A 25985-nucleotide genomic window follows, 5' to 3' on the forward strand; every position below is an offset into this window, starting at 1 on the left:
CACTATATCTTTTGCAGGAATACTGCAAAAGGATGCCGTTACTATCACTAATGCGATATAAAACTGTAAGATGAATATCGAAAATCGATATTCCTTTCATTACTTTTGCACCATCTATGGATATTAAAAAGAAAGACATACGCGCACTAACAAAAGAACAGTTAAGAGATTTTTTTGTAAAAGAAGGCGATAAAGCATTTAGAGGCAATCAGGTTTATGAGTGGCTTTGGAGTAAGAGCGCACATACCTTTGAAGATATGACAAATATCTCGAAAGAAACGCGCCAAATGCTTCAAGATAATTTTGTAATCAATCATATTAAAGTTGATCAAATGCAACGTAGTTCTGACGGGACTATAAAAAATGCAGTTCGCTTACACGATGGTCTTATAGTAGAGTCAGTTTTAATTCCAGCAAAAAATAGAACAACAGCTTGTGTATCAAGTCAAGTTGGTTGTAGCTTAGATTGTAGATTCTGTGCAACAGCAAGATTAAAACGAATGCGTAATTTAAACCCTGATGAAATTTATGATCAAGTTGTTGCCATAGACAAAGAAAGCAGATTGTATCATAACAGGCCTTTAAGTAATATCGTTTTTATGGGTATGGGAGAACCACTCATGAATTATAACAATGTACTTAAAGCAATAGATAAAATTACATCACCAGAAGGCTTAGCAATGTCACCTAAGCGAATAGTTGTTTCTACGTCAGGAGTTCCAAAGATGATAAAGAAAATGGCAGATGACGATGTAAAGTTTAAACTTGCTGTATCGTTGCATTCTGCTATTGATGAAATTAGGACTTCGATCATGCCATTTAATGCAACATTTCCTTTAGCCGATTTAAGAACTGCATTAGAGTATTGGTACGCTAAAACAAAAAACAGAATCACTTATGAGTATGTGGTTTGGGATGGTATTAACGACACAAAAAAAGATATAGATGCACTTGTAAAGTTTTGCAAGTTTGCACCCAGTAAAGTTAACTTAATAGAATATAATCCAATAGATGATGGTGAGTTCCAACAAGCCAATTCAAAAGCAATTGACATGTATGTTTCAATATTAGAAAAAAATAACATTACAGTTACAGTAAGACGTTCACGAGGTAAAGATATTGATGCAGCTTGCGGTCAACTAGCTAATAAATCATAAACAAAAAAAGAGCTGCAATTTGCAGCTCTTTTTTTATTATAATACAGTTTTTTTACTGTTTTAAGATTTTAATTGTTTGAGTTCTACCAGCAATAGATACTTTTGCTAAGTAAATACCATCATTAAGGTTTGATAAGTTAATAACCTCACTTGTTTGCGACAATGATTTACGCATAGCACTTTGCCCAAGAATATTAAATAACTCAACATTATCAAAAGCTAAATTTGATGAGTTTAAAGTTAAGTCATTTGTACTCTTATTGTAAAAATGAGTAAAAGTATTTGATTCAAATTCACTAAGACCTAAGGTCTCGTCAACACTTAAGTTAAAAAGAAAAAGAATACCACTAGTAGCCATTGGAGTAGTAGCGTGAATACCAACATAAAAGTCCCCATCTGTAGTAGGTGTGTATGTTGCTGTGTCAGAATAAGCTTGAGTGATAGGGTCATTACCAGTATTGTCCCCAAATGTTCCTACTGCAGTAATACCAGAGTATGACCCAATAATATTTTGACTTGCAGCAGTAGATGAAGGAGCATCTAAAATAACAATATCAAAAGACTCGTTTGCAACAACTGGGTTGTTAAGTGCATTGTAAACAGCTGTAATTGCATAATCTGCGTTGGCAATACCATTAAATACTGGTAAAAACAACCAATCGTCTTTTGCAACTGTAGGATTTGGAGGAAATATAAGTCCTACACTGTCATTTGAGCCATCTCCGTCTAAATCATTTCCGTTATTTATACCCCAAGTTGCAGCATCAGTATTTGTGTTTTCTATTGTATAACATGCAATTAAAGTATCTATAGATCCAAAGTCGTATGAGTAAGGATAAGTCGCAGTCGTACAGTCTATAGCAGTTTCTGTAAGTGTAAAGTCAAAACCAGTCGCTAACCAACGATCATCCCAAAGAATATAATAAGAAGTTCCAGCTTCAACCGCAAAAGTTAATGTTGTAAGATAGTTGGTATCGCTAACATCATCACCTGCCGAGTGACATTCTAAAGCAGCACAAGTACCTGTGTAAATACTCACTCGAGTATCATCGCTATTTGTTATTCCGTCATTTTGAGGTAAATCGGTTGAAACGGTAGCTATACCATTAACTCCAGCGGTGTAAATGTACCATTCGCCTGCTGTTCCAGGTGTACCCCAAGCACATGTATTGTCAGCGGTGCCATCAATCATTCCGACTGTTGTTGTTGAACCAGCTGTAACAACCAAAGCATTGGCGCAATCATTTTGACCAAAGCCAAATTGAAAAGTTGTAATAGCTAAAATAAGTAAAGTAATTTTTTTCATATTGTTTGTTTTTTTTGGATTAAGAGATTAAATATACAAAAATTGCCATAATATTGATTTTTTATAAAGTTAATTTCGTCAATTAACATCATTTTCTAGATTAAAACTTAAGTTTATTAGTAATTTTACAAATTGAAAGTATAATTTACTTAAAGTATTGAAAATCACTGAACAAATAAAACAGCCTATTGTTTACGAAATGGAACTTTTTGAACAAAAGTTCTTACTCTCTATGTCTAGTAAGGTGGCTTTGTTAAATAGGATAACCCATTACATTGTTAATCGTAAAGGAAAACAAATGCGACCTATGTTTGTGTTTTTGGTTGCAAAGATGGTTGATAACGGTCAAGTTAGTGAACGTACTTATAGAGGAGCATCAGTAATTGAGTTAATACATACTGCTACTTTAGTTCATGATGATGTTGTAGACGATAGCAATAGACGTCGTGGTTTTTTTTCAATTAATGCGCTATGGAAAAATAAGATAGCGGTACTGATAGGTGATTATTTGTTGTCTAAAGGATTATTACTATCTATCGATAATAATGATTTTGATCTACTTAAAATTATTTCTGTAGCCGTTAGAGAAATGAGTGAAGGCGAATTGCTTCAAATAGAAAAGGCACGCCAGTTAGATATTACAGAGTCTGTTTATTATGACATTATACGGCAAAAAACAGCAACGCTTATTGCAGCTTGTTGTAGTCTTGGCGCGGCATCTGTCAAGCCGAACTCTTTAGATGTAGAAGCAATGCGTAAATTTGGAGAACTAATTGGTATGGCGTTTCAAATTAAAGATGACTTGTTTGATTATGGAGATGAAGCTATTGGTAAACCAACTGGAATAGATATTAAAGAGCAAAAAATGACACTTCCTTTAATTCATGTTTTAAATAAATGCTCCAAAAAGCAAAAAGCTTGGTTAATCAATTCTATTAAGAACCATAATAAAGATAAAAAGCGTGTCAAAGAAGTAATTGCTTTTGTGAAAAACAATGGAGGATTAAATTATGCTATTACTAAAATGAAAGAATTTCAAGCCGAAGCACTTCAAATGCTTAACAAATATCCAGGCTCAGAATATAAAAACGCTTTAGAGATGATGGTAAATTATGTGATTGAAAGAAAAAAATAATTTCGATTTCAATTCGCTGATATTTAGTTTTTTTTAAAAAATTAGATATCAAAATACTTCAAGAACTGTATAAGAATTTATGCCTCAGATTTCATTTATGGGCTTAGTGAGCTTATATTGGAATAGATGATGCAAGTTTATATATTAAATATGATTTAAATACTATATTTAAGAATCAAGCAGTAGATTAAAATAATGTATCACTTGGTTTGCGTTTTGATATAGATTAAATTTACAATCTTTTTTATAGACATTTTTTTTGATATCAAAATCCACCATAGAACAAGTATTTGAAACCGCTCGTGTAGAAGAGGTTATTGGTGATTTTGTACAACTCAAAAAAGCAGGAAGTAATTTTAAAGGGCTAAGCCCTTTTAGTGATGAGCGTTCACCAAGTTTTATGGTCTCACCAGTAAAACAGATTTGGAAAGATTTTTCAAGTGGTAAAGGCGGTAATGCTGTAACTTTTTTAATGGAGCATGAGCATTTTACTTACCCAGAAGCTATAAAGTATTTAGCTAAAAAATACAATATTGAAATTGAAGAAACTGAGCAAACAAACGAGCAAAAAGAAGAAGCAAATGAGCGTGAAAGCTTGTATTTGGTTAATGAGTTTGCTAACGATTATTTTCAGAGAATACTTTATAAAACAGACAAAGGTCAGGCAATAGGCTTAAGTTATTTTAAAGAGCGAGGTTTTACAGATGAAACCATTAAAAAGTTTAACCTAGGTTATTCTCTTGATGAATGGCAAGCGTTTACAGACGAAGCATTAAAGAAGGCTTATCAATTAGAATTTTTAGAAAAAACAGGACTAACTATAGTTAAAGAAGAAAAACGTTTTGATCGTTTTAAAGGTCGTGTAATGTTTCCTATTCATAGTATGAGTGGTCGTGTTTTAGGCTTTGGAGGACGTATTCTTGCTCAGGATAAAAAAGCTGCTAAATACCTTAATTCGCCAGAAAGCGAAGTCTATCATAAAAGTAAAATTTTGTATGGGATTTATCATGCAAAGCAAAGTATAGCAAAAGAGGATAATTGTTATCTGGTTGAAGGTTATACAGATGTAATTCAGTTTCATCAAACCGGAATTAAAAATGTAGTCGCATCATCAGGTACCGCTTTAACAGCAGAACAAATAAGATTGGTTAATCGGTTAACAAAAAATATAACTGTTCTTTTTGATGGTGATGCGGCTGGTATAAGAGCTTCAATTAGAGGTATAGATTTAATTTTAGAACAAGGCATGAATGTTAAGGTCTGCACATTTCCTGAAGGTGAAGATCCAGACAGTTTCTCAAAACAAAATACTTTAGAAGAGTTAACGGCATATCTTAACGAAAATGCTAAAGATTTTATTCAGTTTAAAGCCTCTTTATTAATTAAAGAAGCTAATAATGACCCAATAAAAAAAGCTGAAACCATAAGGGAAATAGTAAATAGTATTTCTAAGATTCCAGATCAGATAAAAAAAGAGATATACATACAAGAATGTTCTCGCATAATGGATATTAGTGAAGACGTACTCTTTACTACTTTGGCACAAATTGATAAAAAAGATTATCAAGAAGCTAATAAAAAATATAAAACGCAACAAAAAGCATTTGATGTGGTTAAGCCTGAAGCTAAAGCTCCAAAGGTTGATGTACAATATGTGTTAGAAAAAAAGATAATAGAAATATTATTGCTTTATGGAACAGAAACTGAAGATTTTGAAGATTTAATCTTAAAAGAAGACAAAGATGGAGAACTAAAATTAGAGCCTGTAACACATCAAGCTAAGGTTTTTGAGAAAATTTATTTAGATTTACAGGAAGATGAGATGCAATTTTCTGACCCTAATTTTAAGTCGCTTTATTATACTATTATAGATGCTTTGCATCAAGACTCAGAGTTTTCTACAACTAATTTTGTTAATAGATTAAACCAAGACTTAGCTAGTGATGTCACAACAATTTTAATGAATGATGAACGCTATAAACTAGATGATTGGGAAAGAAATCATATCATCCCAAAAGAAAAGAAAGAAAGTATCGCACAATATGTAAATCAAACAATCTTAACATTAAGGTGTTTTTTAATAGATAAAAAAGTGTTAGAATATCAAAACGATACGCTTAAAGAAACCACTAATTCTAGAAATATTTTAGAAGATGTTAAAGATTATCTAGGCTTAAAAATGTTATTATCTAGAAAATTAGGAAAAGTTGTAGGTAGTAAAATCTAAGTTAACTCTAAGTGTTGCCCTTGGTGTACAAGGTCTACTAGGTTAGTGACATTTAATTTTTTATATAATCGTGCTTTATACGTACTAACCGTTTTTTCATTAATACTTAACTCTAAAGCAATTTCTTTGTTCTTTTTACCAGAAGATAGTAGTTTTAAAACTTCAACTTCTCTGGTAGATAATCGTTTGTAAAGTTTACTCGCAGATTTTTTTGTGTCATTAAAGTTTAAATGCTTAGCCATTTTTGGGCTTAGGTAAATTTCGCCAGCACTTGCTTTTTTAATAGCGTTTTCAATTGTGCTTATATCTTCTGCTTTAGATACATAACCAGAAGCTCCAGCTTTTATAGTGCTAATCGCGTAAATTTCTTCAGGATGGTAACTAAACATAATGACCTTTAAATCACTATGCTCTTTTTTTATGGCTCTTAAGGCAGTAATACCATTAAGTTCTGGTAAGTCTATTTCAGATACTATAACGTCAACATCGTGACGTCTAACAAATTCAAAAATCTCTACACCACTTCCTACACTACCAATTACATTGATTTCAGAATTGTTCTCAAAAAGTAATTTAAGACCAGTTCTTATAATGGGATGGTTGTCAACTACCAATACCTTTATCATGATATTAATTTTTAAATTCTAAATATTGAGCGTCCGAACTTAAGTTGTTTAAATTCAATAATGTGGAGATTTGCCATGCAAAATTAGTGAAAAAAGCAATAACTTCACTGTTTTTATAGTTAAAATAACAATTTTATTTTAAATTTTTAGGAATTTCGCAAATAGGGATTGGAATCATTTTGTGCTTATTTGAGGAGTTGTACCTCGTAAATATTTGAAATACATCACGTTGTCTGCCACTAAAATCATCAATTGTTTTTCCTTCATCTTTCATTTGCATTGCCCATTCTAATTCAGGGTAAGAAGCACCAATTTGATCTTCATCACTCCTTGCATCACCAAATAAACCATCACTTGGAGCTGCATTCATAATTGACTCAGGAACATCTAAATATTTTCCAATAGTATAAACTTCAGATTTCATCAAGTCTGCAATGGGGCTTAAATCAACACCGCCATCACCATATTTTGTATAAAAACCAACACCAAAATCTTCAACTTTATTTCCAGTCCCAGCAACTAAAAACCCTAGCAATCCAGCATGATAATATAAAGTAGTCATTCTTAAGCGAGCTCTAGTGTTTGCTAAAGCCATGTCTACAGTGCTTTGTTTGCCTTCAAGCGAAACTTCTGTTTTAAATTCTTCAAAAACAGGAGTTAAGTCTACTCTAATGTCTTTTACATTGGCAAAGCGTTCTTTTAATTGACTTATATGTTCTTGAGCTCTACTTACATGACTTTCTGCCTGATGTATTGGCATTTCAATACATAATAAATCTAATCCTGTTTTAGCACATAAGGTTGAAGTAACTGCAGAATCAATTCCACCAGAAATCCCAATAACAAAACCATTTACTCTTGCATTTGTTGCATAATCTTTTAACCAATTTACAATGTGATCGACAATCTTATCTGTTTGCATTTTAATAAAAATTTAAAGCAAAGAATAGTACCTTTGCATAACAAAAATAAACCAATAGCATAATTAATAAAAATTAAACACGTTTAGTTTTTGTAAAAATATAAGATGAAAAGAATAGGAGTTTTATTGGTATTAATAATTGTTTTAGCTTCATGTAAAACAGATAGTCAACTAGAAAAAGATATTTCAAAGATTGATATTGATTTTACGGTTGAACGTTTTGATAAAGCTTTTTCAAAAGCTAAGCCTGAAGATTTAAAAAATCTTAAAAAAACCTTCCCTTTTTTGTTTTCTAAACGTGTGCCAGATTCTGTTTGGATTGAGAGAATGAATGACACTTTACAACAGCAATTAGCTTCAGAAGTAGATAAAGGTTTTGGTAACCTTAAAGATGTAGAAGAAGAAATAAATGATTTATTTCAACACATAAAATACTATGATAAAGCATTTAGAGTACCAAGAATTGTTACATTAACATCTGATGTAGATTACCGTAATAAAGTAATAGTTACAGATACAATAGTTTTAATTGCATTAGATACATATTTAGGAACAGATCATGAGTTTTATTCTAGATTCCCACAATTTGTTTCACAAAATATGAAGTCGTCTCAAATCGTTTCAGACTTAGCTTCAGAGTATTCTAAAAGATATATTTACCAAACTCAAAAGAAAACCTTTTTAGATGAAATGATTTATTTTGGAAAGCAACTTTATTTTAAGGATAAAGTAATTCCTTTTAAATCTAACGAAGAAAAAATGGGCTATACAAAAGAGCAGTTAGAGTTTGCTTTGGCAAACGAAAGCTATGTTTGGCGACATTTTATAGAAAACGAAATGCTATATAGTACAGATACTGGATTGCCGGCTAGGTTTATTGCTCCAGCTCCTTTTTCTAAATTTTATTTAGAATTAGATGCACAATCTCCAGGTCGATTAGGTCAATATATTGGTTGGCAAATTGTAAAATCATATATGAATAATAACAATGTATCACTTATGAACATGCTTCAAGAAGACGCAATAGAAATTTTTAATAAATCAAAATATAAACCTCAAAGATAATGGCTAATACTAATAAGTCTACAATAGAATTAAATGTAGAATTAGATGAGAATCGAGTGCCAGAAAAATTAAAATGGTCAGCTCAAGATGGTGGCATAAAGGATGAAGAAGCAAAAGCAATGATGCTTTCTGTTTGGGATAGTAAAGCTCAAGAAACTTTACGTATTGATCTTTGGACTAAAGATATGCCTGTTGATGAGATGAAATTATTTTTTCATCAAACATTGGTAGAAATGAGTAACACATTTCATAGAGCAACCCAAGATGAGAGAATGACAGCCACAATGAAAGATTTCTGTGATTATTTTGCTGAAAAATTGGAGCTAAAAAAATAGGTTGTAATTTTAGATATGCGTAAAATTTCATTTGGAGTCATTATTACATTAATCATTTTATTCACATTTAAATACTGTGGTGATAAAAAAAATGATGAAGTTGTACTTAAAGAGAACACTGCGCTAATACAACAGGAGTTAAAAAATGTTGGTAAACTTATCGTTACAGAAGGTCACTTTAGTCAAGTTTTCGATTATAAAAATTCTAAAGCTTTATTTGGAAACTTAATGTCTTCAGAAAAAAAAGCATTAGTAATTGCCAATGCAGATGTGACAATTAGTTATGATTTAAGTAAAATAAAATACGAATTAGATAACACTAATAAAATTTTAAAACTTATTTCAATACCAGAACCTGAAATTAAAATTCACCCAGAATTAGAGTTTTATGATTTGCAGCAAGATTTTTTTAACCCTTTTGAATCTGATGATTATAATAAAATAAATGAAACAGTAAAAAACTCACTTAATAAAAAAATAGAAGCGTCTAATTTAAAATCTAACGCAAAAAATAGATTAATTAGCGAATTGTCTAAATTTTATATACTTACAAATTCTTTAGGTTGGACTTTGCAGTATAATGAAACGCCAATTTCAAAATTAGAAGAACTACAGATTTTAAAATTGTAGATGAAACAAGAAACGCGCAAAGAAGAGATTATTAGTACGGCTGCTAAACTATTTAAAGAGAAAGGTTATAGTGCTGTTACTATGCGTGATTTGGCTTCTGCAATGGGAATTAAGGCAGCAAGTCTTTACAACCATATAAGCTCTAAACAAGATATTTTAAAAGTTATAATCATTTCTTTGGCCGAAAGTTTTACAGAAGGTATGGCTGTTATTCAATCTTCAAATGATTTATGCTTAGATAAATTAAGGCAAATTGTAAAACTTCATATCACTATTTCTAGCCAAAATGTTTATGGTATGGCATCATTAAATAATGATTGGATGCATTTAGAAGAGCAATTAGAATATTATTTAAAACTACGCCATGATTACGAAAACGACTTTCGAAATATTCTTAAACAAGGCATAGATTCTAATGAAGTAATTGATAAAAATCTTGACGTGATGCTGTTTTCAATGTTGTCTACATTACGCTCATTATATCTTTGGATACCTAAAAAAGAAGACCTTAACCTTGAAGAATTAGCTGCAAATTTGAGTAATGTTTTAATAAACGGAATTAACAAATAATTAAAAAGAGATTCCTCAATGTGTAACATTGTGGTGCCATATTAAAAATGTCATTCTCGTGAATACGGGAATCAAGAAATTTTTGTAAATTTGTAAGCTAAACTAACAAGCGTTAGTTTAATATTTAAGTAGTACATATGGCAGAATTTCATAGCTTAAAAATTGCAGATATTTACAAGGAAACTGAAGATACTTCAGTAGTAACTTTCGAAGTTCCATTAGCATTGCGAGATGCATTTAAATTTAGACAAGGTCAACATTTAACTTTAAAAGCAGATATAAATGATGAAGATGTGCGTCGCTCATATTCGTTATGTTCTTGCCCAACTGAAAATAAATGGCAAGTTGCTGTGAAGCAAATTCCTGGCGGGAAATTCTCGACTTATATTAATGAATCTGTACAACCTGGAGACCAACTTGAAGTCTTGGCGCCAAGCGGTACATTTGGTGTTTCTGTGAAACCAGAAGCATCCAAAAACTATTTGTTTTTTGCAGCTGGAAGCGGAATTACGCCTGTGCTATCTATGATTAAAGCACATTTAAAATCAGAACCAAATTCTACTTGCAAACTGTTTTATGTAAATAAAACCGCAAAATCTATTATCTTTAAAGAAGAGCTAGAACAATTAAGAAATACATATTTCGGAAGATTAGAAATTTATTATTTCTTGACTAAAGAACGTCGTGATATCGAATTGTTTAATGGGCGTTTTGACGATGATAAAATGAAAGTACTCACAAAGACTTTTATCGATATTCCAGATACTAGTGAAGTGTTTCTATGCGGTCCAGAAAATATGGTAAACTATGTAAGTGAGTATCTAATTAATGCAGGATTATCTAAAGAACTTGTTCATTTTGAATTGTTTGTAACAGGACTTTCAGAAGAAGATATAAAACGAGCAGAACGCTTAGCACAGCAAAATGTTGAAGGTACAGAAGTTACTATTGTAGATGGAGGAAAGGAATTCGCCTTCACCATGACAAAAGAATACGATAACATACTAGATGCCGCTTTAGGAGCTGGAGCCGATTTGCCTTTTGCGTGTAAAGGTGGTGTTTGCAGTACCTGTAAATGCAAGGTGAAAGAAGGTTCGGTCGAAATGAAAATTAACTATGCCTTAGATGATAAAGAGGTGTCGCAAAATTTAGTTTTAAGCTGTCAAGCAGTACCAACATCAGATAAAGTTGTCGTTGATTTCGATGTCTAAATGATTACTGTTAAGCGTCATTCTGAACTTGTTTCAGAATCACATAATTTAGATAAATGTCATTCCGAGGATTGTCGAGGAATCTTAAAATAAATTGAAAAAGAAAAGTTAAAGTTCAATCTGCCAGAGGCTAACAGCCAAAAGCGAATAGCTTAAAAAAATGAGTGAAGAACAAATAAAAAATCTAGAAGAACAATTTGAAGCACGTATCGCACGTGATGAAAAAATTGAACCTAAAGATTGGATGCCAGAAAAATATCGTAAAACGCATATCAGGCAAATGTCGCAACACGCACATTCAGAGATTATAGGTATGCTGCCAGAAGGTAATTGGATTACAAGAGCACCTTCATTAAGGCGTAAAGTTGCATTGCTTGCAAAAGTACAAGACGAAGCAGGACATGGATTGTATCTATATTCTGCAACAGAAACTCTGGGGATTTCTCGAGACGAAATGTACGAGCAATTGCATTCAGGTAAGGCTAAATATTCAAGTATTTTTAATTACCCAACAATCACTTGGGCAGATATGGGAGCAATTGGTTGGTTAGTAGATGGTGCGGCCATTATTAATCAGGTGCCTTTGTGTAATACCTCTTATGGTCCTTATGCAAGAGCAATGATTCGTGTGTGTAAAGAAGAAAGTTTTCATCAGCGTCAAGGTTATGAAATCATGATAAAATTGGCTAACGGAACACCAGAGCAAAAAGAGATGGCTCAAGATGCACTCAACCGTTGGTGGTGGCCAAGTCTTATGATGTTGGGGCCAACAGATGATGTGTCTGTTCATACAGCACAATCTATGAAATGGAAATTAAAACGTAAATCAAACGACGATTTACGTCAGCAATTTATAGACCAAACAGTTCCGCAAGCAGAATTGATTGGATTGACCATTCCTGACCCAGATTTAAAATGGAATGAAGAAAAAGGATGCTATGATTTTGGAGAAATAAATTGGGACGAATTTTGGCAAGTTGTTAAAGGTCACGGTCCAATGAATAAAGAACGCATGAAAGCTAGAGTTGGTGCATGGGAACGTGGCGAATGGGTTCGTGATGCAGCGATGGTGCATGCCGAAAAGAAACAAGAAAGAAAACAAAAACAAGCAGTTTAAACTGTTTATCACCTTGAGCGCAGTCGAAAGGTCTTCAAACAAATAAAAATAAAGTTATGGCAACAAAAAACTGGCCACTTTGGGAAATCTTCGTAAGAAGTAAAAATGGATTAGAACATAGACATTGTGGAAGTCTTCATGCTTCTGATGCTGAAATGGCACTGGAAAATGCAAGAGACGTGTATACAAGGCGTAATGAAGGTGTGAGTATTTGGGTAGTTGAATCTAAACATATTACAGCCTCAAATCCAGAAAATAATGGCGAACTATTTGAGCCTGCTCAAGATAAGGTATATCGCCATCCAACATTTTATGATTTACCAGACGAAGTAAAGCATATGTAATAATTGTCATTCCTGCGAAATCGAAGATTCACGAATTCAATAAAAAAAATGAGAATCAATGAGTAAAGCAAAAATCTCACGAATTGAATCTAAATGTCATGCTGAGCCTGTCGAAGCATCTCAATAAAGAAACATGAAAAACAAAAACTTATACAATTACATACTCGGAATAGCAGACAATTCTTTAATTCTTGGCCAAAGAATGGGAGAACTGTGTGGACATGGACCAAGTTTAGAAACAGATATTGCATGTACTAATATCTCTTTAGATTTATTCGGTCAAGTACGTAGTTATTTCCAATATGCGGCAAAAATTGCTGGAGATGGAAGAACTGAAGACGATATTGCTATGCTTCGCAAAGAACGTGAGTATAAAAATGTGCTGCTTGTCGAACAACCTAATACAGATTTTGCATTTACACTAGGTCGTCAATTTTTATTCGACGTGTATCATTTGGCTTTTCTTTCTGAATTGCAGAAAAGTTCAGACTTAACATTATCAGCCATTGCTAATAAATGTATTAAAGAGGTAAGTTATCATGAGCGCTTTTCTTCAGATTGGGTAAAACGTTTAGGAGATGGAACCGAAGAGAGCAAGCAGAAGATGCAAGACGCTATCAACAGTTTATGGACGTACACAGATGAATTATTTCATCAAACAGAAGTAGATAAAGCCATGGTTGAAGAGGGTATTGGCGTAGATGTAACACAACTAAAAGAGGAGTATTATAAAAAAGTTAGTCAACTTTTAGAAGAAGCTACGCTTGATATTCCAGAATCTAAATGGTTTCAAAAAGGTGGAAAAGAAGGAATTCATACAGAACATTTAGGATACCTATTAAGCGATCTGCAATATATGCAGCGCACGTATCCAAACATGGAATGGTAAACAAAATGTCATTCTTAGTGTCACACTGAGCGCAGTCGAAGTGTAAACGAAGAATTTTATTAAATATATGACAACAACAGAACAACATATCGACCAAATTCTAATGCCAATATTGGAGCAAGTTTCTGATCCAGAAATTCCAGTATTGTCTATTATGGATATGGGTGTTGTGCGTTCTGCAATTATTGAGAATGGTATTGTAAAAGTCGAAATCACACCAACCTATAGTGGTTGTCCAGCAATGGATGTGATTGGCGATGATATAAAAAAAGCATTACAAGATGCAGGTTATAAATCTGAAATAGATTTAATTCTGCATCCAGCTTGGACAACCGATTGGATTACACCAAGAGGGCGACAAGCTTTAGAAGATTATGGTATAGCAGCACCTTTAAATGCTGAGGCAGATAAAGAGGTATTGTTAAATGGTAAACGAATTGTTAAGTGTACCAATTGCGGTTCTAAAAACACACGATTGGTAAGTCAGTTTGGTTCAACAGCATGCAAAGCGCAGTTTCAATGTGCCGATTGTCAAGAACCGTTTGATTACTTCAAATGTTTGAAGTAATCAATTCCCATGAAAATGGGAATCTTAAAAAAAAGTAACGAGATGTCACCTTGAGCGCAGTCGAAAGGTCTCAAAATAGAAACAGAATATGAATGAAAGCATTCAGCTTAAAATTGAAAACAAGGTCGCGTATATAACGCTCAATAGACCAGAAGTCTTTAATAGTTTCAATCGTGAAATGGCTTTAAGTTTACAATCTATATTAGATGATTGTGAAACCAATGAAGAGGTTAGAGCCATTGTCCTTACAGGAAATGGAAAAGCATTTTGTGCTGGTCAAGATTTAAAAGAAGTTACAGATCCAGATTTAAATCCAGGATTTAAAAAAATTCTCGAAGAACATTACAATCCAATCATTACTAGAATACGTTCAATAAAAAAACCAATTATTGCAGCGGTTAATGGGGTTGCAGCTGGAGCAGGAGCAAATATTGTATTAGCTTGTGATATCGTTGTTGCTCATGAAAAGGTAAGTTTTATTCAAGCCTTTAGTTTAATAGGTTTAGTTCCAGATAGTGCAGGAACCTTCTTTTTACCACGATTAATTGGTTTTCAAAAAGCACAAGCTTTAGCGATGCTAGGCGATAAAATTGGAGCTGAGGAAGCCGACAAAATGGGAATGATTTACAAATGTGTAGCTTTAGATGAATTTGATGATACAATTAACAAACTTGCTCTAAAATTGGCAAATATGCCTACTAAAGCTTTAGGATTTATAAAGGAATTGTTTAACCAATCCATGACTAATACATTAGATGAGCAATTAGCATTAGAATCTAAATTGCAAATTGAAGCTGCAAATAGTGAAGATTATAGAGAAGGTGTTGCTGCATTTATAGAAAAACGTAAACCAGAATTTAAAGGAAGATAAAGAATATTAGAAATTAGACCGCTTCGCTTCTAGATTTAAGATTAAATCAATACGAAGCATTGAAATAAATGTTGAAATGCAGAATATAAAAATCAAATCGTTAAGAATTTCTGAAGCCTTGGAAGAAATTTAGATTTTATTTTTTGGTTTTCAAGCTCAATAAGAGATTGAAAAATTCCTCACTTTCAACTTGAATTTTTGGCTCGTTTTGTTTCAAGACAAAATGAACATAAAAACAAAAAAAAATGAATATAGGAATTATAGGTAGTGGAACAATGGGAAGTGGTATCGCACAAGTTGCTGCTACTGCTGGTTGTCATGTGAAATTATACGACACTAATCAAGCTGCTTTAGATAAAGCAAAAGCTACTTTAGAAAAAATATTAAATCGTTTAATTGAAAAAGGACGCATTGACGCTGACGAGAAAAATAGAATTCAAACCAACATTTCATATGTTGATAGTTTGAAATCGTTAGCAGATTCAAATTTAACAATTGAAGCCATTATTGAAAACCTAGATATTAAGCAAAAAGTGTTTTCAGAATTAGAAAGCTATGTGGCAGACGATTGTATCATCGCATCAAATACGTCTAGTTTATCAATAGCATCAATTGCAGCATCATTACAAAAACCAGAACGTTGTGTTGGGATTCATTTTTTCAATCCAGCACCATTAATGAAATTGGTTGAAGTGATTCCTGCAATTCAAACATCAAACACTGTTTTAGATGCTTCAATTAAAATCATTTCAGATTGGAAAAAAGTAGTAGCCGTAGCAAAAGATACACCTGGTTTTATTGTGAATCGCGTAGCTAGACCTTTTTACGGAGAATCATTACGAATCTACGAAGAAGGAATAGCAAATTTCTCAACTATAGATAATAGTTTAAAAACACTTGGAGGTTTCAGAATGGGACCATTTGAGTTGATGGATTTTATTGGTAACGATGTTAATTATACTGTTACTGAAACTGTATTTACAGCCTTTTATTACGACCCAAGATATAAACCAGCGTTCACTCAAAAACGTTTTGCAGAAGCAGGTTATTTAGGGCGTAAATCTGGAAAAGGCTATTATGATTATAATGAAAACGGCAAGAAAATTGAAAGTTCCAATGTCACTCTGAGCGCAGTCGAAGAGTCTCTAAAAGAACAAATATTCAACAGAGTATTAGTAATGCTAATCAACGAAGCCGCAGATGCCTTGTTTTTAAATATTGCTTCTGCAGAAGATATTGATAACGCCATGACCAAAGGGGTTAACTATCCAAAAGGATTATTAGCTTGGGCAGATGAAAAAGGAATCGATTGGTGCGTTTCAAAATTAGACGAATTATATAATGAATACCACGAAGATAGATACCGTTGTAGCCCATTATTGCGTAAATTGAATAGAGAAAACAAAACGTTTTTTTAATTAGAATATAAATATAAACGAGATGTCACCTTGAGCGCAGTCGAAAGGTCTCTCTGAAAATAAGATTCCCACTTTCGTGGGAAGTGAACATGAAAGGAGAACAAATTCCATACAAGATGTTAAGTCAAGATGCATACAGCACTTGGCTAGGAATAGAAATTCTAGAATGCGAAATAGGTCGCTGTAAAGTAGCTATGACCATTAGAAAAGACATGCTTAATAGTATGAATAAAGCACATGGCGGAATTAGTTATTCATTAGCAGATACAGCATTCGGCTTTGCTGCAAACACACATGGGAAGTTTGCGGTTTCAATTGAAACAAGCATTAATCATATTGAAGCATTAGACGAAGGCGATTATCTGGTGGCAGAATCGGTGATTGAAAAAGTAAATAACAAATTAGGGTTTAATATCATTGAAGTAAAGCGAGGTGACGAATTAGTTGCACTTTTTAAAGGTGTGGTATATAGAACTCAAAAAGATTGGGAAGAATAAATTTGAAGAATGAAAGAAGCATATATTATAGATGGAGTAAGAACTCCAATAGGAAATTACAAAGGCACATTATCAGCCGTTAGAACAGACGATTTAGGAGCTTTGGTAATAGAAGAAGTTGTAAAACGAAATCCAAGCATTCCAAAAGAAGCTTATGATGATGTCATTATGGGTTGTGCTAATCAAGCAGGTGAAGATAATCGTAATGTTGCAAGAATGTCGTCCTTATTAGCTGGATTACCATTTACTGTGCCAGGTGAAACAGTGAATAGATTATGTAGCTCTGGATTGTCAGCAATTATTCATGCCAATCGTGCAATTAAGGCTGGAGATGGAGATGTATTTATTTCAGGTGGTGTTGAGAACATGACGCGTGGGCCATACGTCATTGCAAAACCATCAACAGCATTTGGAGGAGATTCAAAAATGTACGATTCCACTTTTGGATGGCGTTTTATCAATTCAAAAATGCAAAAAATGTATGGCACAGACGGCATGGGAAACACGGCTGAAAACTTGGTTGAGAAATATAATATCTCTAGAGAAGACCAAGATAAGTTTGCGTATTGGAGCCAAATGAAAGCAGCTAAAGCGCAAGAAAATGGTCGATTATCCAAAGAGATTGTTACTGTAGAGATTCCACAACGTAAAAAGGATCCAATACAATTTTCTAAAGATGAATTTGTAAAGCCAACCACTTCTTTAGAAGTTTTAGGAAAATTAAGAGCTGCTTTCAAAAAAGAAGGCGGAAGTGTAACAGCTGGGAACTCTTCTGGATTAAACGATGGTGCAGCAGCAACTATAATTGCTTCAGAAGATGCCGTTAAAAAATATAATTTAAAACCATTAGCTAGGATTGTTAGCTCTGCAGTTGTTGGTGTAGAACCAAGAATAATGGGAATTGGTCCAGTGCAAGCATCTAATAAAGCAATAGAAAAAGCAGGATTAACTATGGATGATATGGATGTTATAGAACTTAACGAAGCTTTTGCTGCGCAAGCCTTAGCATGTACTAGAGCTTGGGGTTTAGCAGATGATGATCCTAGATTAAATCCCAATGGAGGTGCTATTGCTATTGGTCATCCATTAGGTGTTACAGGAGCAAGAGTTACGTATTCAGCAGCGTTGGAATTAAATGAACAAAATAAAAGATATGCATTAATTACCATGTGTATTGGTGTCGGACAAGGTTATGCGTGTGTGATTGAAAATGTGAATGTTTAAAAGAATTTGGGCGTTCCCTAAAGGTCAGGCTTTCGGCAGTCGCTTTTTTTGAGAAAACAAAAAAGAGCTTCAACAAAGCCTCAATCCTTAACGCACTTATCAGTTAAGATTAGTGATTAATCTAAGTTTTGGTAAATAGTAATGATTTGTCATTCCTCGTAGGTAGGAATCTACTATAAAATAATAAGTATGAATAAAATACAACATTACGTTCAAGGAAATTGGACAACAGGAAAAGAAGAAGGAACACCAATTTTAGATGCAATTACAGGTGAAGCATTCACTAGCGTTGCGGTAGAAGGCTTAGATATTCCTGACATTCTTCAATATGGAAGAACAAAAGGAGGTGAAGTGCTTCGTAAAATGACCTTTCAAGAGCGTGGAAACATGCTCAAAAAGCTGGCTATGTATCTTACCAAAAGAAAAGATGCGTTTTACGAGTTAAGTTATAGAACAGGAGCAACTAAAGTAGATAGCTGGATAGATATTGAAGGCGGATTTGGAAACCTTTTTGCCAACGCTTCGCTACGAAAGTTATTCCCAAACCAACCCTATCATGTGGAAGGCGACCCAGTAGATTTATCTCGTGGCGGACGCTTTATGGCGCATCATATTATGGTGCCTAAAAAAGGAGTAGCTGTGCATATTAATGCTTTTAATTTTCCAGTTTGGGGTATGTTAGAAAAGTGTGCTGTCAATTGGATGGCTGGAGTTCCTGCGGTAGTTTTGCCTGCTCCTTCTTCATCATATTTAGCTGAAGCAGTAGCGAGAACAATAATCGATTCTGGAATTTTGCCAGAAGGTGCATTACAAATTATAAACGGAACGGTTAAAACCATTTTAGATACTGTTGAATCACAAGACGTAGTAACGTTTACAGGTTCAGCGGCAACAGGACGCTTATTAAAAGCACATCCTAGATTAATTCAAGAATCTGTACCATTTACAATGGAGGCCGATTCTCTAAACGCTTCTATTTTAGGTGAAGATGCCGTTCCTGGAACACCAGAATTTGATTTGTTTATCAAAGAGGCTAGAAAAGAAATGACTGTTAAAGCTGGACAAAAATGTACAGCCATTAGACGAATTATAGTTCCAGAAAACTTAGTTGAAGATGTTCAAATATCTTTAGGAAAGGCTTTAGATAAAGTAACAATTGGTGACCCAAGACTTAAAGAAGTTCGAATGGGGTCATTGGTAAGTCGTCAACAAGTTCAAGCGGTAAGAGATTCTGTCAATGATTTAGCCAAAGAAGCACAAATTGTATATGGTGATTTAGATACAATAGAAACGATAGGAGCTGATGCTAAAAAAGGCGCATTTATTAGTCCAATTTTATTACGTGCTGACCATCCGTTCCAAAATACGGTGATTCATGAACGTGAAGCCTTTGGTCCCGTAAGTACCATCATGCCTTATAAAAACTTAGATGAAGCGATTACGCTCGCCCAAATGGGAAAAGGCTCATTAGTATCTTCAATTGCTACTAATGATGATAAAATTGCTAAAGAGTATGTGATTAATGCAGCATCTCATCACGGAAGAATATTAGTTCTTAACAGAGAAAGTGCAAAAGAAAGTACAGGTCATGGTTCGCCATTACCTTACTTGGTTCATGGTGGTCCAGGTCGTGCTGGAGGTGGCGAAGAAATGGGAGGCATGCGTGGTATTAAACATTATTTACAACGAACTGCAATTCAAGGGTCGCCCACAACTATTACTGAAATCACAGGGATTTACCAGCAAAACGCAAAATATAAGGAAGCAGAACAGCATCCATTTAAATATCATTGGGAAGATATCCAACCAGGAATGTCTCTCAAGACCCATAGGCGTACATTTACCGATACAGATATTATCAACTTTGCGAATTTAACTTGGGATCATTTTTATGCACATACAGATATCACCTCTTTAGATGGAAGTATTTTTGAAAAAAGAACGGCTCATGGCTATTTCATTATTTCAGCAGCAGCTGGATTATTTGTGTATCCAAACAAAGGTCCTGTAGCTGCCAATTATGGTTTAGATAGCATTCGATTTTTGCGACCATTGTATCATAACGATACGATTAATGTGCGATTAACATGTAAGGAAAAAGTAGATAGAGATGTCGCTTCGGCGGAGCATCCAAGCGGTATCGTAAAATGGCATGTAGAAGTGTTCGATGCTAATTTTGAGAGTAGACCAGAAAGTCAAAAAAACGATAAAGACAGTCCTTTAGTTGCTGTTGCAACAATTTTAACCATGGTTCAGAAAAAGCAAGAAACCTTTGTTGAAATGACTGATGAACAGATTGAAGAATGTTTGTCAAAACTTTCAGAAGATATCAAACCTAAATGGGGAATCATGACAGCACAACACATGATAGAGCATTTAGAATATACGTATAAGATTGCAGCAGGAGAAATTCAGGATTTTGAAATTTCAACGCCTGAAAAGATTTTAGAAAAGGTTAAAAATAGCTTGTATAACTATAAAAAGTTTCCACAAAACTCTCAATTTCCTCTACTAGAAAAAGATACGCTTGATGACTTGAAACATGAAAATTTATCAATAGCAATTGAAAAATTTAAGGCACAGCGTGAAGCCTATTTAGAATATTTTAAAGAAAACCCAGAAGCTACATTAAGTAATATGGTTTTTGGAGAATTAAATAAATACGAGTGGTACTTAATAGAGCGTAAGCATTTAAATCACCACTTTGAACAATTTGGATTAATTTAAAAAGATAATAGACCACTTCACTGTCAGAGATTAAAACAGAGAAAGCAGGTGGTTACCCGTTGAAATGCAGAATATAAAAATCAAATCGTCAAGAATTTCTGAAGCCTTGGAAGAAATTTAGATTTTATTTTTGGTTTTAAAACTGTGAAACAAGTTTTAAAAATTCCTCATTTCAACTTGAATTTTTGGTTCGTTTTGTTTCAAGACAAAATGAACATAAGAAATAATAAAGGACAATAATTAAAATAGTTTCCTGCCTTCGCAGGAATGACAAAAAATATGAGTGATCCATACGTAAAACAAACTATCGAAAACGAAGTAGGATATATAGAGTTTTTTCATCCTGCTCATAATTCCTTGCCTGGAGATGTATTGGCGAAACTGGCAAATACCATTACTGAAGCTGGACAAAATGATGCTATCAAAGTTATCGTTTTAAAAAGTGGAGGCGACCGTACATTTTGTGCAGGAGCTAGCTTTAAAGAACTCATTAATATTAATGATGCAGCAACAGGAAAAGTATTCTTTTCAGGGTTTGCCAATGTGATTAATGCCATGCGCAAATGCCCTAAGTTTATTATTGGACGCATACAAGGAAAAACAGTTGGAGGAGGCGTTGGTTTAGCCGCTTCAACCGATTATTGTATGGCAACAAAATTTGCAGCTATCAAATTAAGTGAGCTTAATATTGGTATTGGACCATTTGTCGTTGGGCCAGCGATTGAACGTAAAATGGGATTAAGTGCCATGTCTCAAATTGCTATTGATGCCAATTCATTTTATCCTGCAGAATGGGCAAAACAAAAAGGTTTGTTTACTCATGTGTATGAAAGCACAGAAGCATTAGATGAAGCTGTAAAAACAACGGCAGAACATTTATGCACCTACAATACAGAAGCCATGACAGAAATGAAAAAAGTATTCTGGAAAGGAACTGATGATTGGGATGAACTGCTAGCAGAACGAGCACAAACGAGCGGACGTTTGGTACTTTCAGAATTCACAAAAGAGAAATTAAAAGGGTTTAAATAAGATGGTTTACGAATTCCAAGGATACATACCAGTTATACACGAAACAAGTTTTGTGCATCCTTTGGCTGCTGTAACAGGTAACGTCATTATTGGTGAAAACTGTTATATAGGTCCAGGTGCTGCAATTCGTGGAGATTGGGGACAAATCATTTTAGAAGATGGTGTAAATGTTCAGGAAAATTGTACAGTACATATGTTTCCTGGGAAATCGATTACACTTAAAGAAAGTGCCCATGTTGGTCATGGCGCCATAATTCATGGCGCTAATTTGGGAAGGAATTGTTTGATAGGAATGAATACAGTCATCATGGACGATGCCGAAATTGGTGATGAATCTATAGTAGGAGCCATGGCATTTGTAAAAGCAGAAACTAAAGTTCCGAAACGAAGTTTAGTCGTCGGTAATCCAGCAAAAGTGATTAAAGAAGTAAGTGATGATATGATTGCTTGGAAAACAAAAGGCACACAATTATATCAGCAATTACCAAAAGATTGCCATGAAAGTTTAAAAGAAGTAGAGCCTCTACGTGAGGTTCCAGAACATATGAAAATTCAGGAAGGTGTTTATGACACGTTAAGGGATTTTATGAAAAAATAAATATGAGTTTTGAATTTAAAATGCCCAAATTGGGTGAAAGTATTACAGAAGCGGCTATTATAACATGGTTCAAAAATGTAGGTGATACTATTGAAGAAGATGAGATGCTACTTGAAGTTGCTACAGATAAGGTAGATTCTGAAGTGCCTTCAACTGTTTCAGGTGTTATTGAAGAAATTCTATATGAGGCAAATGCCGTCATTAAAATAGGAGAAACAATTGCAATTATTAAAACGGATGGTAAAGTTTCAACTTCAAAAAAGAAATCAAAAGAGTCTACTGTAATTCAGAGCGATAGCGAAGAATCTCAAAAAAATAAAAACAGAAAAAAGAAGCGAACTGTTATTCCGAGCATCGTTGAAGAATCTCATTCAGCTTCATTTTCGGTTTCAAATTCAAATCAATTCTTTTCACCATTAGTTATTGAAATTGCTAAAACGCATCATATCAGCTTTGAAGAACTAGCAAGAATACCTGCTACAGGACACGAAGGGCGATTACGTAAGAGTGATGTGTTTCAGTATATAGAAGATGGTAGGCCTTATAAGTTTGCACAACCTGTTGCTCAACAAGACCCAACCGCTTATCGTATTCCGCAATTAAACTTTGACAAAGGCAAAGGAAAAGTGATTGAAATGGATAGAATGCGTCAGATGATTGCTGACCATATGGTGTATTCAAAACACACATCGCCACATGTTACCGCTTATGTTGAAGCCGATTTAACAAATATGGTGAATTGGAGAAATGCAAATAAAGTTGCCTTTCAAGAAAAACATGGAGAACGTTTAACCTTTACGCCATTATTTGTTGAAACTGTAGCCAAAGCTGTTAAAGATTTTCCAAATATTAATGCATCTGTAGATGGTAAAAATATCATTGTAAAAGAAGACATTAATATAGGTATGGCAACAGCTCTACCAAGTGGAAATTTAATTGTTCCAGTAGTGAAGCATGCTGATACTAAAGATTTAAAAGCATTAGCCTCTAATGTTAATGAATTAGCCAATAAAGCTAGAGAGAATAACTTAAAAGCTGATGATATTCAAGGGAGCACCTTTACAATTTCAAATGTAGGAACCTTTGGAAGCGTTATGGGAACACCAATAATTAATCAGCCAGAAGTAGCCATTCTTGCTTTAGGAATTATTAAAAAACGACCTGAAGTCATCACGACTGAAAAAGGTGATGAAATTGCGATTAGAAGTATGATGTACTTGTCGCTTTCATTTGACCATAGAGTTGTTGATGGGTTTCTGGGAGGAAGTTTTGTGCGACGTGTTGCGGATTATTTTGAGCAATTTAATGTGAATAGAAAAATATAAACAAACTGTCATTCCGTACTTGATACGGAATCCACATATAAACAGATTCTTGCTTTTGCAGGAATGAATTAAAATAGATACCTGCTTTCGCAGGCACTTAATATGAATAAAGACATACTAAAAAAAGGATTTTCAAACTTGTGTACTGCCAAAGCAATGGCAGAATTGTACGAAGCTAATTTTAAGCAAGTTTCTAAATACGTTCACGCCACATCTAGAGGTCACGAAGCGATTCAAACCGCTTTAGGAATGCAATTATTGCCTCAAGATTATGCATTTCCATATTATAGAGACGATGCCATGTTATTGTCATTTGGGTTGCAACCGTATGATTTGATGTTGCAATTATTAGCTAAAAAAGAAGACCCTTTTTCTGGTGGAAGAACTTACTATTCGCATCCAAGTTTAAAGGATGATGATAAACCAAAAATTCCGCATCAATCCTCTGCTACAGGAATGCAAGCTATTCCAGCAACTGGTGTTGCTATGGGAATGCAGTACATTGAAAAACAAGGTATAATGAATTCAAATGTCGCCCTGAGCGCAGTCGAAGGGCCTCATGAAAACCCAATTACAGTTTGCTCTTTAGGAGATGCATCTGTAACCGAAGGTGAAATAGCTGAAGCCTTTCAAATGGCAGCTTTAAAACAAATGCCAATTCTGTATTTGGTACAAGATAATGGTTGGGATATTTCGGCTAACGCAGCAGAAACTAGAGCACAAAATGCTTATGAATATGCACAAGGATTTCATGGCTTAGATGCCATTTCTATTGATGGCGCAAATTTTATTGAAAGTTACGAAGCAGTTGAAAAGGTTATTAAAACTATCCGAAAAGAAAGACGTCCATTTTTAGTCCATGCTAAAGTACCGTTACTGAACCATCACACATCTGGTGTGCGTATGGAATGGTATCGTGATGATTTAGACGAAGCACGTTCTCGAGACCCTTATCCAGTAATAAAGCAACAATTATTAGATAACGGTTTTTCTTCAGACGAAGTAGAAGCTATAGAAAATTCCGCGAAAGCGAAAGTTGAAAGCGATTTTAAGAAAGCACTACTAGCTGAAGACCCGAAGCCCAAAGATTTATTTACGCATGATTTTGCGCCAACACCAATTACTGAAGAACAAGGAGAACGCTCACCAGAAGGCGCAGATAAAGTAGTGATGGTCGATTGCGCCTTATTTGCAGTTGAAGAACTCATGAATCAACACAAAGAGTGTTTGTTATACGGACAAGATGTTGGTGGACGACTTGGAGGTGTATTTAGAGAAGCAGCAACATTAGCTCAAAAATTTGGTGATGACCGCGTGTTTAATACACCTATTCAAGAAGCTTTTATTGTGGGTTCAACCGTTGGTATGTCAGCCGTTGGATTAAAGCCTATTGTTGAGGTTCAGTTTGCAGATTACATTTGGCCAGGCCTTAATCAGTTGTTTACAGAAGTAAGTAGAAGCTGTTATTTAAGTAATGGAAAATGGCCTGTAAGTATGATTTTGCGTGTGCCAATTGGTGCTTACGGCAGTGGTGGACCTTATCATTCATCTTCTGTTGAAAGTGTGATTACTAATATTCGAGGTATTAAAATAGCCTACCCAAGCAATGGTGCCGATTTAAAAGGTTTGATGAAAGCTGCCTATTATGACCCAAATCCTGTGGTAATTTTAGAGCATAAAGGTTTGTATTGGTCAAAAGTGCCAGGGACTTTAACAGCAACATCTGTAGAGCCAAGTGAAGATTATGTATTACCATTTGGTAAAGCGTGGGTACTTCAAGAAATCTGGAAGCAAGACGATTTAGAAACACTGACTATCGTTACTTACGGAATGGGAGTGCATTGGGCATATAATGCTTCAAGAGAATTAGGAATACGTGATCAGATTGAGATTATAGATTTAAGAACCTTATTTCCTTTAGATGAAGATACTATTATGACATCGGTTAAGAAAACAGGGAAGTGTTTAGTGGTTACAGAAGAGCCAAGCAATAATAGTTTTGCAAGAGCATTGGCTGGGAAAATACAAGAAGAATGTTTCAAATATTTAGATGCACCAGTAATGACGATTGGAAGTGAGAATATGCCAGCAATACCTTTAAATTCTACTTTAGAACAAACGATGATTCCTTCAACAGAAAAAATAAAGGATAAAATTGAAGACTTGTTAAATTATTAGCTTTTTGTATCTT

At 34.2% G+C, this 25985-nt stretch carries 24 protein-coding genes; 21 read left to right on the forward strand and 3 right to left on the reverse strand.

Annotated elements, in window-relative coordinates:
• The first annotated feature begins 116 nt into the window (after window positions 1-116).
• A complete protein-coding gene (rlmN, locus tag BXY80_RS11800; RefSeq protein WP_120202191.1) occupies window positions 117-1157 on the forward strand; it encodes a 23S rRNA (adenine(2503)-C(2))-methyltransferase RlmN in 1041 nt (346 codons plus the stop codon).
• A 52-nt stretch (window positions 1158-1209) separates the two neighbouring features.
• On the opposite strand, the gene BXY80_RS11805 is transcribed toward rlmN, so the two are convergent.
• Window positions 1210-2463, reverse strand: a complete 1254-nt coding sequence (locus BXY80_RS11805) for a T9SS type A sorting domain-containing protein (RefSeq protein ID WP_120202193.1) — start codon at window positions 2461-2463, stop codon at window positions 1210-1212.
• A gap of 157 nt (window positions 2464-2620) precedes the next feature.
• Between BXY80_RS11805 and BXY80_RS11810 the strand changes: the two genes are divergently transcribed.
• Together BXY80_RS11810 and dnaG are read left to right on the forward strand one after the other, a co-directional pair.
• Entirely contained in the window at window positions 2621-3598 is a 978-nt protein-coding gene (locus BXY80_RS11810) for a polyprenyl synthetase family protein (RefSeq protein ID WP_120202195.1), read from the forward strand.
• Between the two features lie 259 nt (window positions 3599-3857).
• Window positions 3858-5825 carry a DNA primase gene (dnaG, locus tag BXY80_RS11815; protein ID WP_120202197.1) on the forward strand — a complete coding sequence of 656 codons (1968 nt, stop codon included), beginning with the start codon at window positions 3858-3860 and terminating at the stop codon, window positions 5823-5825.
• On the opposite strand, the gene BXY80_RS11820 is transcribed toward dnaG, so the two are convergent.
• Both BXY80_RS11820 and nadE read right to left on the reverse strand, forming a co-directional pair.
• Window positions 5822-6451, reverse strand: a complete 630-nt coding sequence (locus BXY80_RS11820; RefSeq protein WP_120202198.1) for a response regulator — start codon at window positions 6449-6451, stop codon at window positions 5822-5824. The two genes, dnaG and BXY80_RS11820, sit on opposite strands and share 4 nt — an antisense overlap.
• 133 nt (window positions 6452-6584) lie before the next feature.
• Window positions 6585-7373 (reverse strand): NAD(+) synthase, encoded by a 789-nt coding sequence (nadE, locus tag BXY80_RS11825; RefSeq protein ID WP_120202200.1) that lies wholly within the window; start codon window positions 7371-7373, stop codon window positions 6585-6587.
• A 105-nt stretch (window positions 7374-7478) separates the two neighbouring features.
• On the opposite strand from nadE, the gene gldB reads away from it, so the two are divergent.
• The 18 genes from gldB to BXY80_RS11915 all read left to right on the forward strand — a co-directional run bounded on the left by gldB (window position 7479) and on the right by BXY80_RS11915 (window position 25972).
• Window positions 7479-8438, forward strand: coding sequence for a gliding motility lipoprotein GldB (gene gldB / locus BXY80_RS11830; RefSeq protein WP_120202202.1), 960 nt, complete (start codon window positions 7479-7481; stop codon window positions 8436-8438).
• Window positions 8438-8773, forward strand: coding sequence for a gliding motility protein GldC (gene gldC / locus BXY80_RS11835; protein ID WP_120202203.1), 336 nt, complete (start codon window positions 8438-8440; stop codon window positions 8771-8773). The genes gldB and gldC overlap by 1 nt, the downstream gene beginning before the upstream one ends.
• Window positions 8774-8788: 15 nt before the next feature.
• Window positions 8789-9403: a DUF4230 domain-containing protein gene (locus tag BXY80_RS11840; protein ID WP_120202205.1), complete on the forward strand. Its 615-nt coding sequence runs from the start codon at window positions 8789-8791 to the stop codon at window positions 9401-9403.
• Window positions 9404-9973, forward strand: a complete 570-nt coding sequence (locus tag BXY80_RS11845) for a TetR/AcrR family transcriptional regulator (protein ID WP_120202207.1) — start codon at window positions 9404-9406, stop codon at window positions 9971-9973. It abuts the gene before it with no gap.
• A gap of 137 nt (window positions 9974-10110) precedes the next feature.
• A complete protein-coding gene (locus BXY80_RS11850; protein ID WP_120202208.1) occupies window positions 10111-11184 on the forward strand; it encodes a 2Fe-2S iron-sulfur cluster-binding protein in 1074 nt (357 codons plus the stop codon).
• A 160-nt stretch (window positions 11185-11344) separates the two neighbouring features.
• Window positions 11345-12301, forward strand: a complete 957-nt coding sequence (paaA, locus tag BXY80_RS11855) for a 1,2-phenylacetyl-CoA epoxidase subunit PaaA (protein ID WP_120202210.1) — start codon at window positions 11345-11347, stop codon at window positions 12299-12301.
• A gap of 56 nt (window positions 12302-12357) precedes the next feature.
• Entirely contained in the window at window positions 12358-12645 is a 288-nt protein-coding gene (gene paaB, locus BXY80_RS11860; protein ID WP_120202212.1) for a 1,2-phenylacetyl-CoA epoxidase subunit PaaB, read from the forward strand.
• Window positions 12646-12778: 133 nt separating this feature from the next.
• Window positions 12779-13534: a 1,2-phenylacetyl-CoA epoxidase subunit PaaC gene (gene paaC / locus BXY80_RS11865; RefSeq protein ID WP_120202214.1), complete on the forward strand. Its 756-nt coding sequence runs from the start codon at window positions 12779-12781 to the stop codon at window positions 13532-13534.
• Window positions 13535-13601: 67 nt separating this feature from the next.
• Window positions 13602-14102: a 1,2-phenylacetyl-CoA epoxidase subunit PaaD gene (gene paaD / locus BXY80_RS11870; RefSeq protein WP_120202216.1), complete on the forward strand. Its 501-nt coding sequence runs from the start codon at window positions 13602-13604 to the stop codon at window positions 14100-14102.
• Window positions 14103-14190: 88 nt separating this feature from the next.
• Complete coding sequence (locus BXY80_RS11875) at window positions 14191-14973, forward strand: enoyl-CoA hydratase-related protein (protein ID WP_120202218.1); 783 nt, start codon at window positions 14191-14193, stop codon at window positions 14971-14973.
• Between the two features lie 245 nt (window positions 14974-15218).
• Window positions 15219-16391, forward strand: coding sequence for a 3-hydroxyacyl-CoA dehydrogenase NAD-binding domain-containing protein (locus BXY80_RS11880; RefSeq protein WP_120202220.1), 1173 nt, complete (start codon window positions 15219-15221; stop codon window positions 16389-16391).
• An 89-nt stretch (window positions 16392-16480) separates the two neighbouring features.
• The gene (locus tag BXY80_RS11885) at window positions 16481-16888 is read left to right on the forward strand and encodes a PaaI family thioesterase (protein WP_120202221.1); all 408 of its coding nucleotides are present in this window, start codon (window positions 16481-16483) and stop codon (window positions 16886-16888) included.
• A gap of 9 nt (window positions 16889-16897) precedes the next feature.
• Window positions 16898-18112: a 3-oxoadipyl-CoA thiolase gene (pcaF, locus tag BXY80_RS11890; RefSeq protein WP_120202223.1), complete on the forward strand. Its 1215-nt coding sequence runs from the start codon at window positions 16898-16900 to the stop codon at window positions 18110-18112.
• A 189-nt stretch (window positions 18113-18301) separates the two neighbouring features.
• Window positions 18302-20839 (forward strand): phenylacetic acid degradation bifunctional protein PaaZ, encoded by a 2538-nt coding sequence (gene paaZ, locus BXY80_RS11895; protein WP_120202225.1) that lies wholly within the window; start codon window positions 18302-18304, stop codon window positions 20837-20839.
• A 279-nt stretch (window positions 20840-21118) separates the two neighbouring features.
• Window positions 21119-21871: an enoyl-CoA hydratase/isomerase family protein gene (locus BXY80_RS11900; protein ID WP_120202227.1), complete on the forward strand. Its 753-nt coding sequence runs from the start codon at window positions 21119-21121 to the stop codon at window positions 21869-21871.
• Window position 21872: 1 nt separating this feature from the next.
• A complete protein-coding gene (locus tag BXY80_RS11905) occupies window positions 21873-22469 on the forward strand; it encodes an acyltransferase (protein ID WP_120202228.1) in 597 nt (198 codons plus the stop codon).
• A 2-nt stretch (window positions 22470-22471) separates the two neighbouring features.
• Entirely contained in the window at window positions 22472-23794 is a 1323-nt protein-coding gene (locus BXY80_RS11910) for a dihydrolipoamide acetyltransferase family protein (protein WP_245977287.1), read from the forward strand.
• A 102-nt stretch (window positions 23795-23896) separates the two neighbouring features.
• Complete coding sequence (locus tag BXY80_RS11915) at window positions 23897-25972, forward strand: alpha-ketoacid dehydrogenase subunit alpha/beta (protein ID WP_120202230.1); 2076 nt, start codon at window positions 23897-23899, stop codon at window positions 25970-25972.
• Window positions 25973-25985 lie beyond the last annotated feature (13 nt).

The sequence above is a fragment of the Ichthyenterobacterium magnum genome, from assembly GCF_003610635.1.
Lineage (GTDB): Bacteria > Bacteroidota > Bacteroidia > Flavobacteriales > Flavobacteriaceae > Ichthyenterobacterium > Ichthyenterobacterium magnum.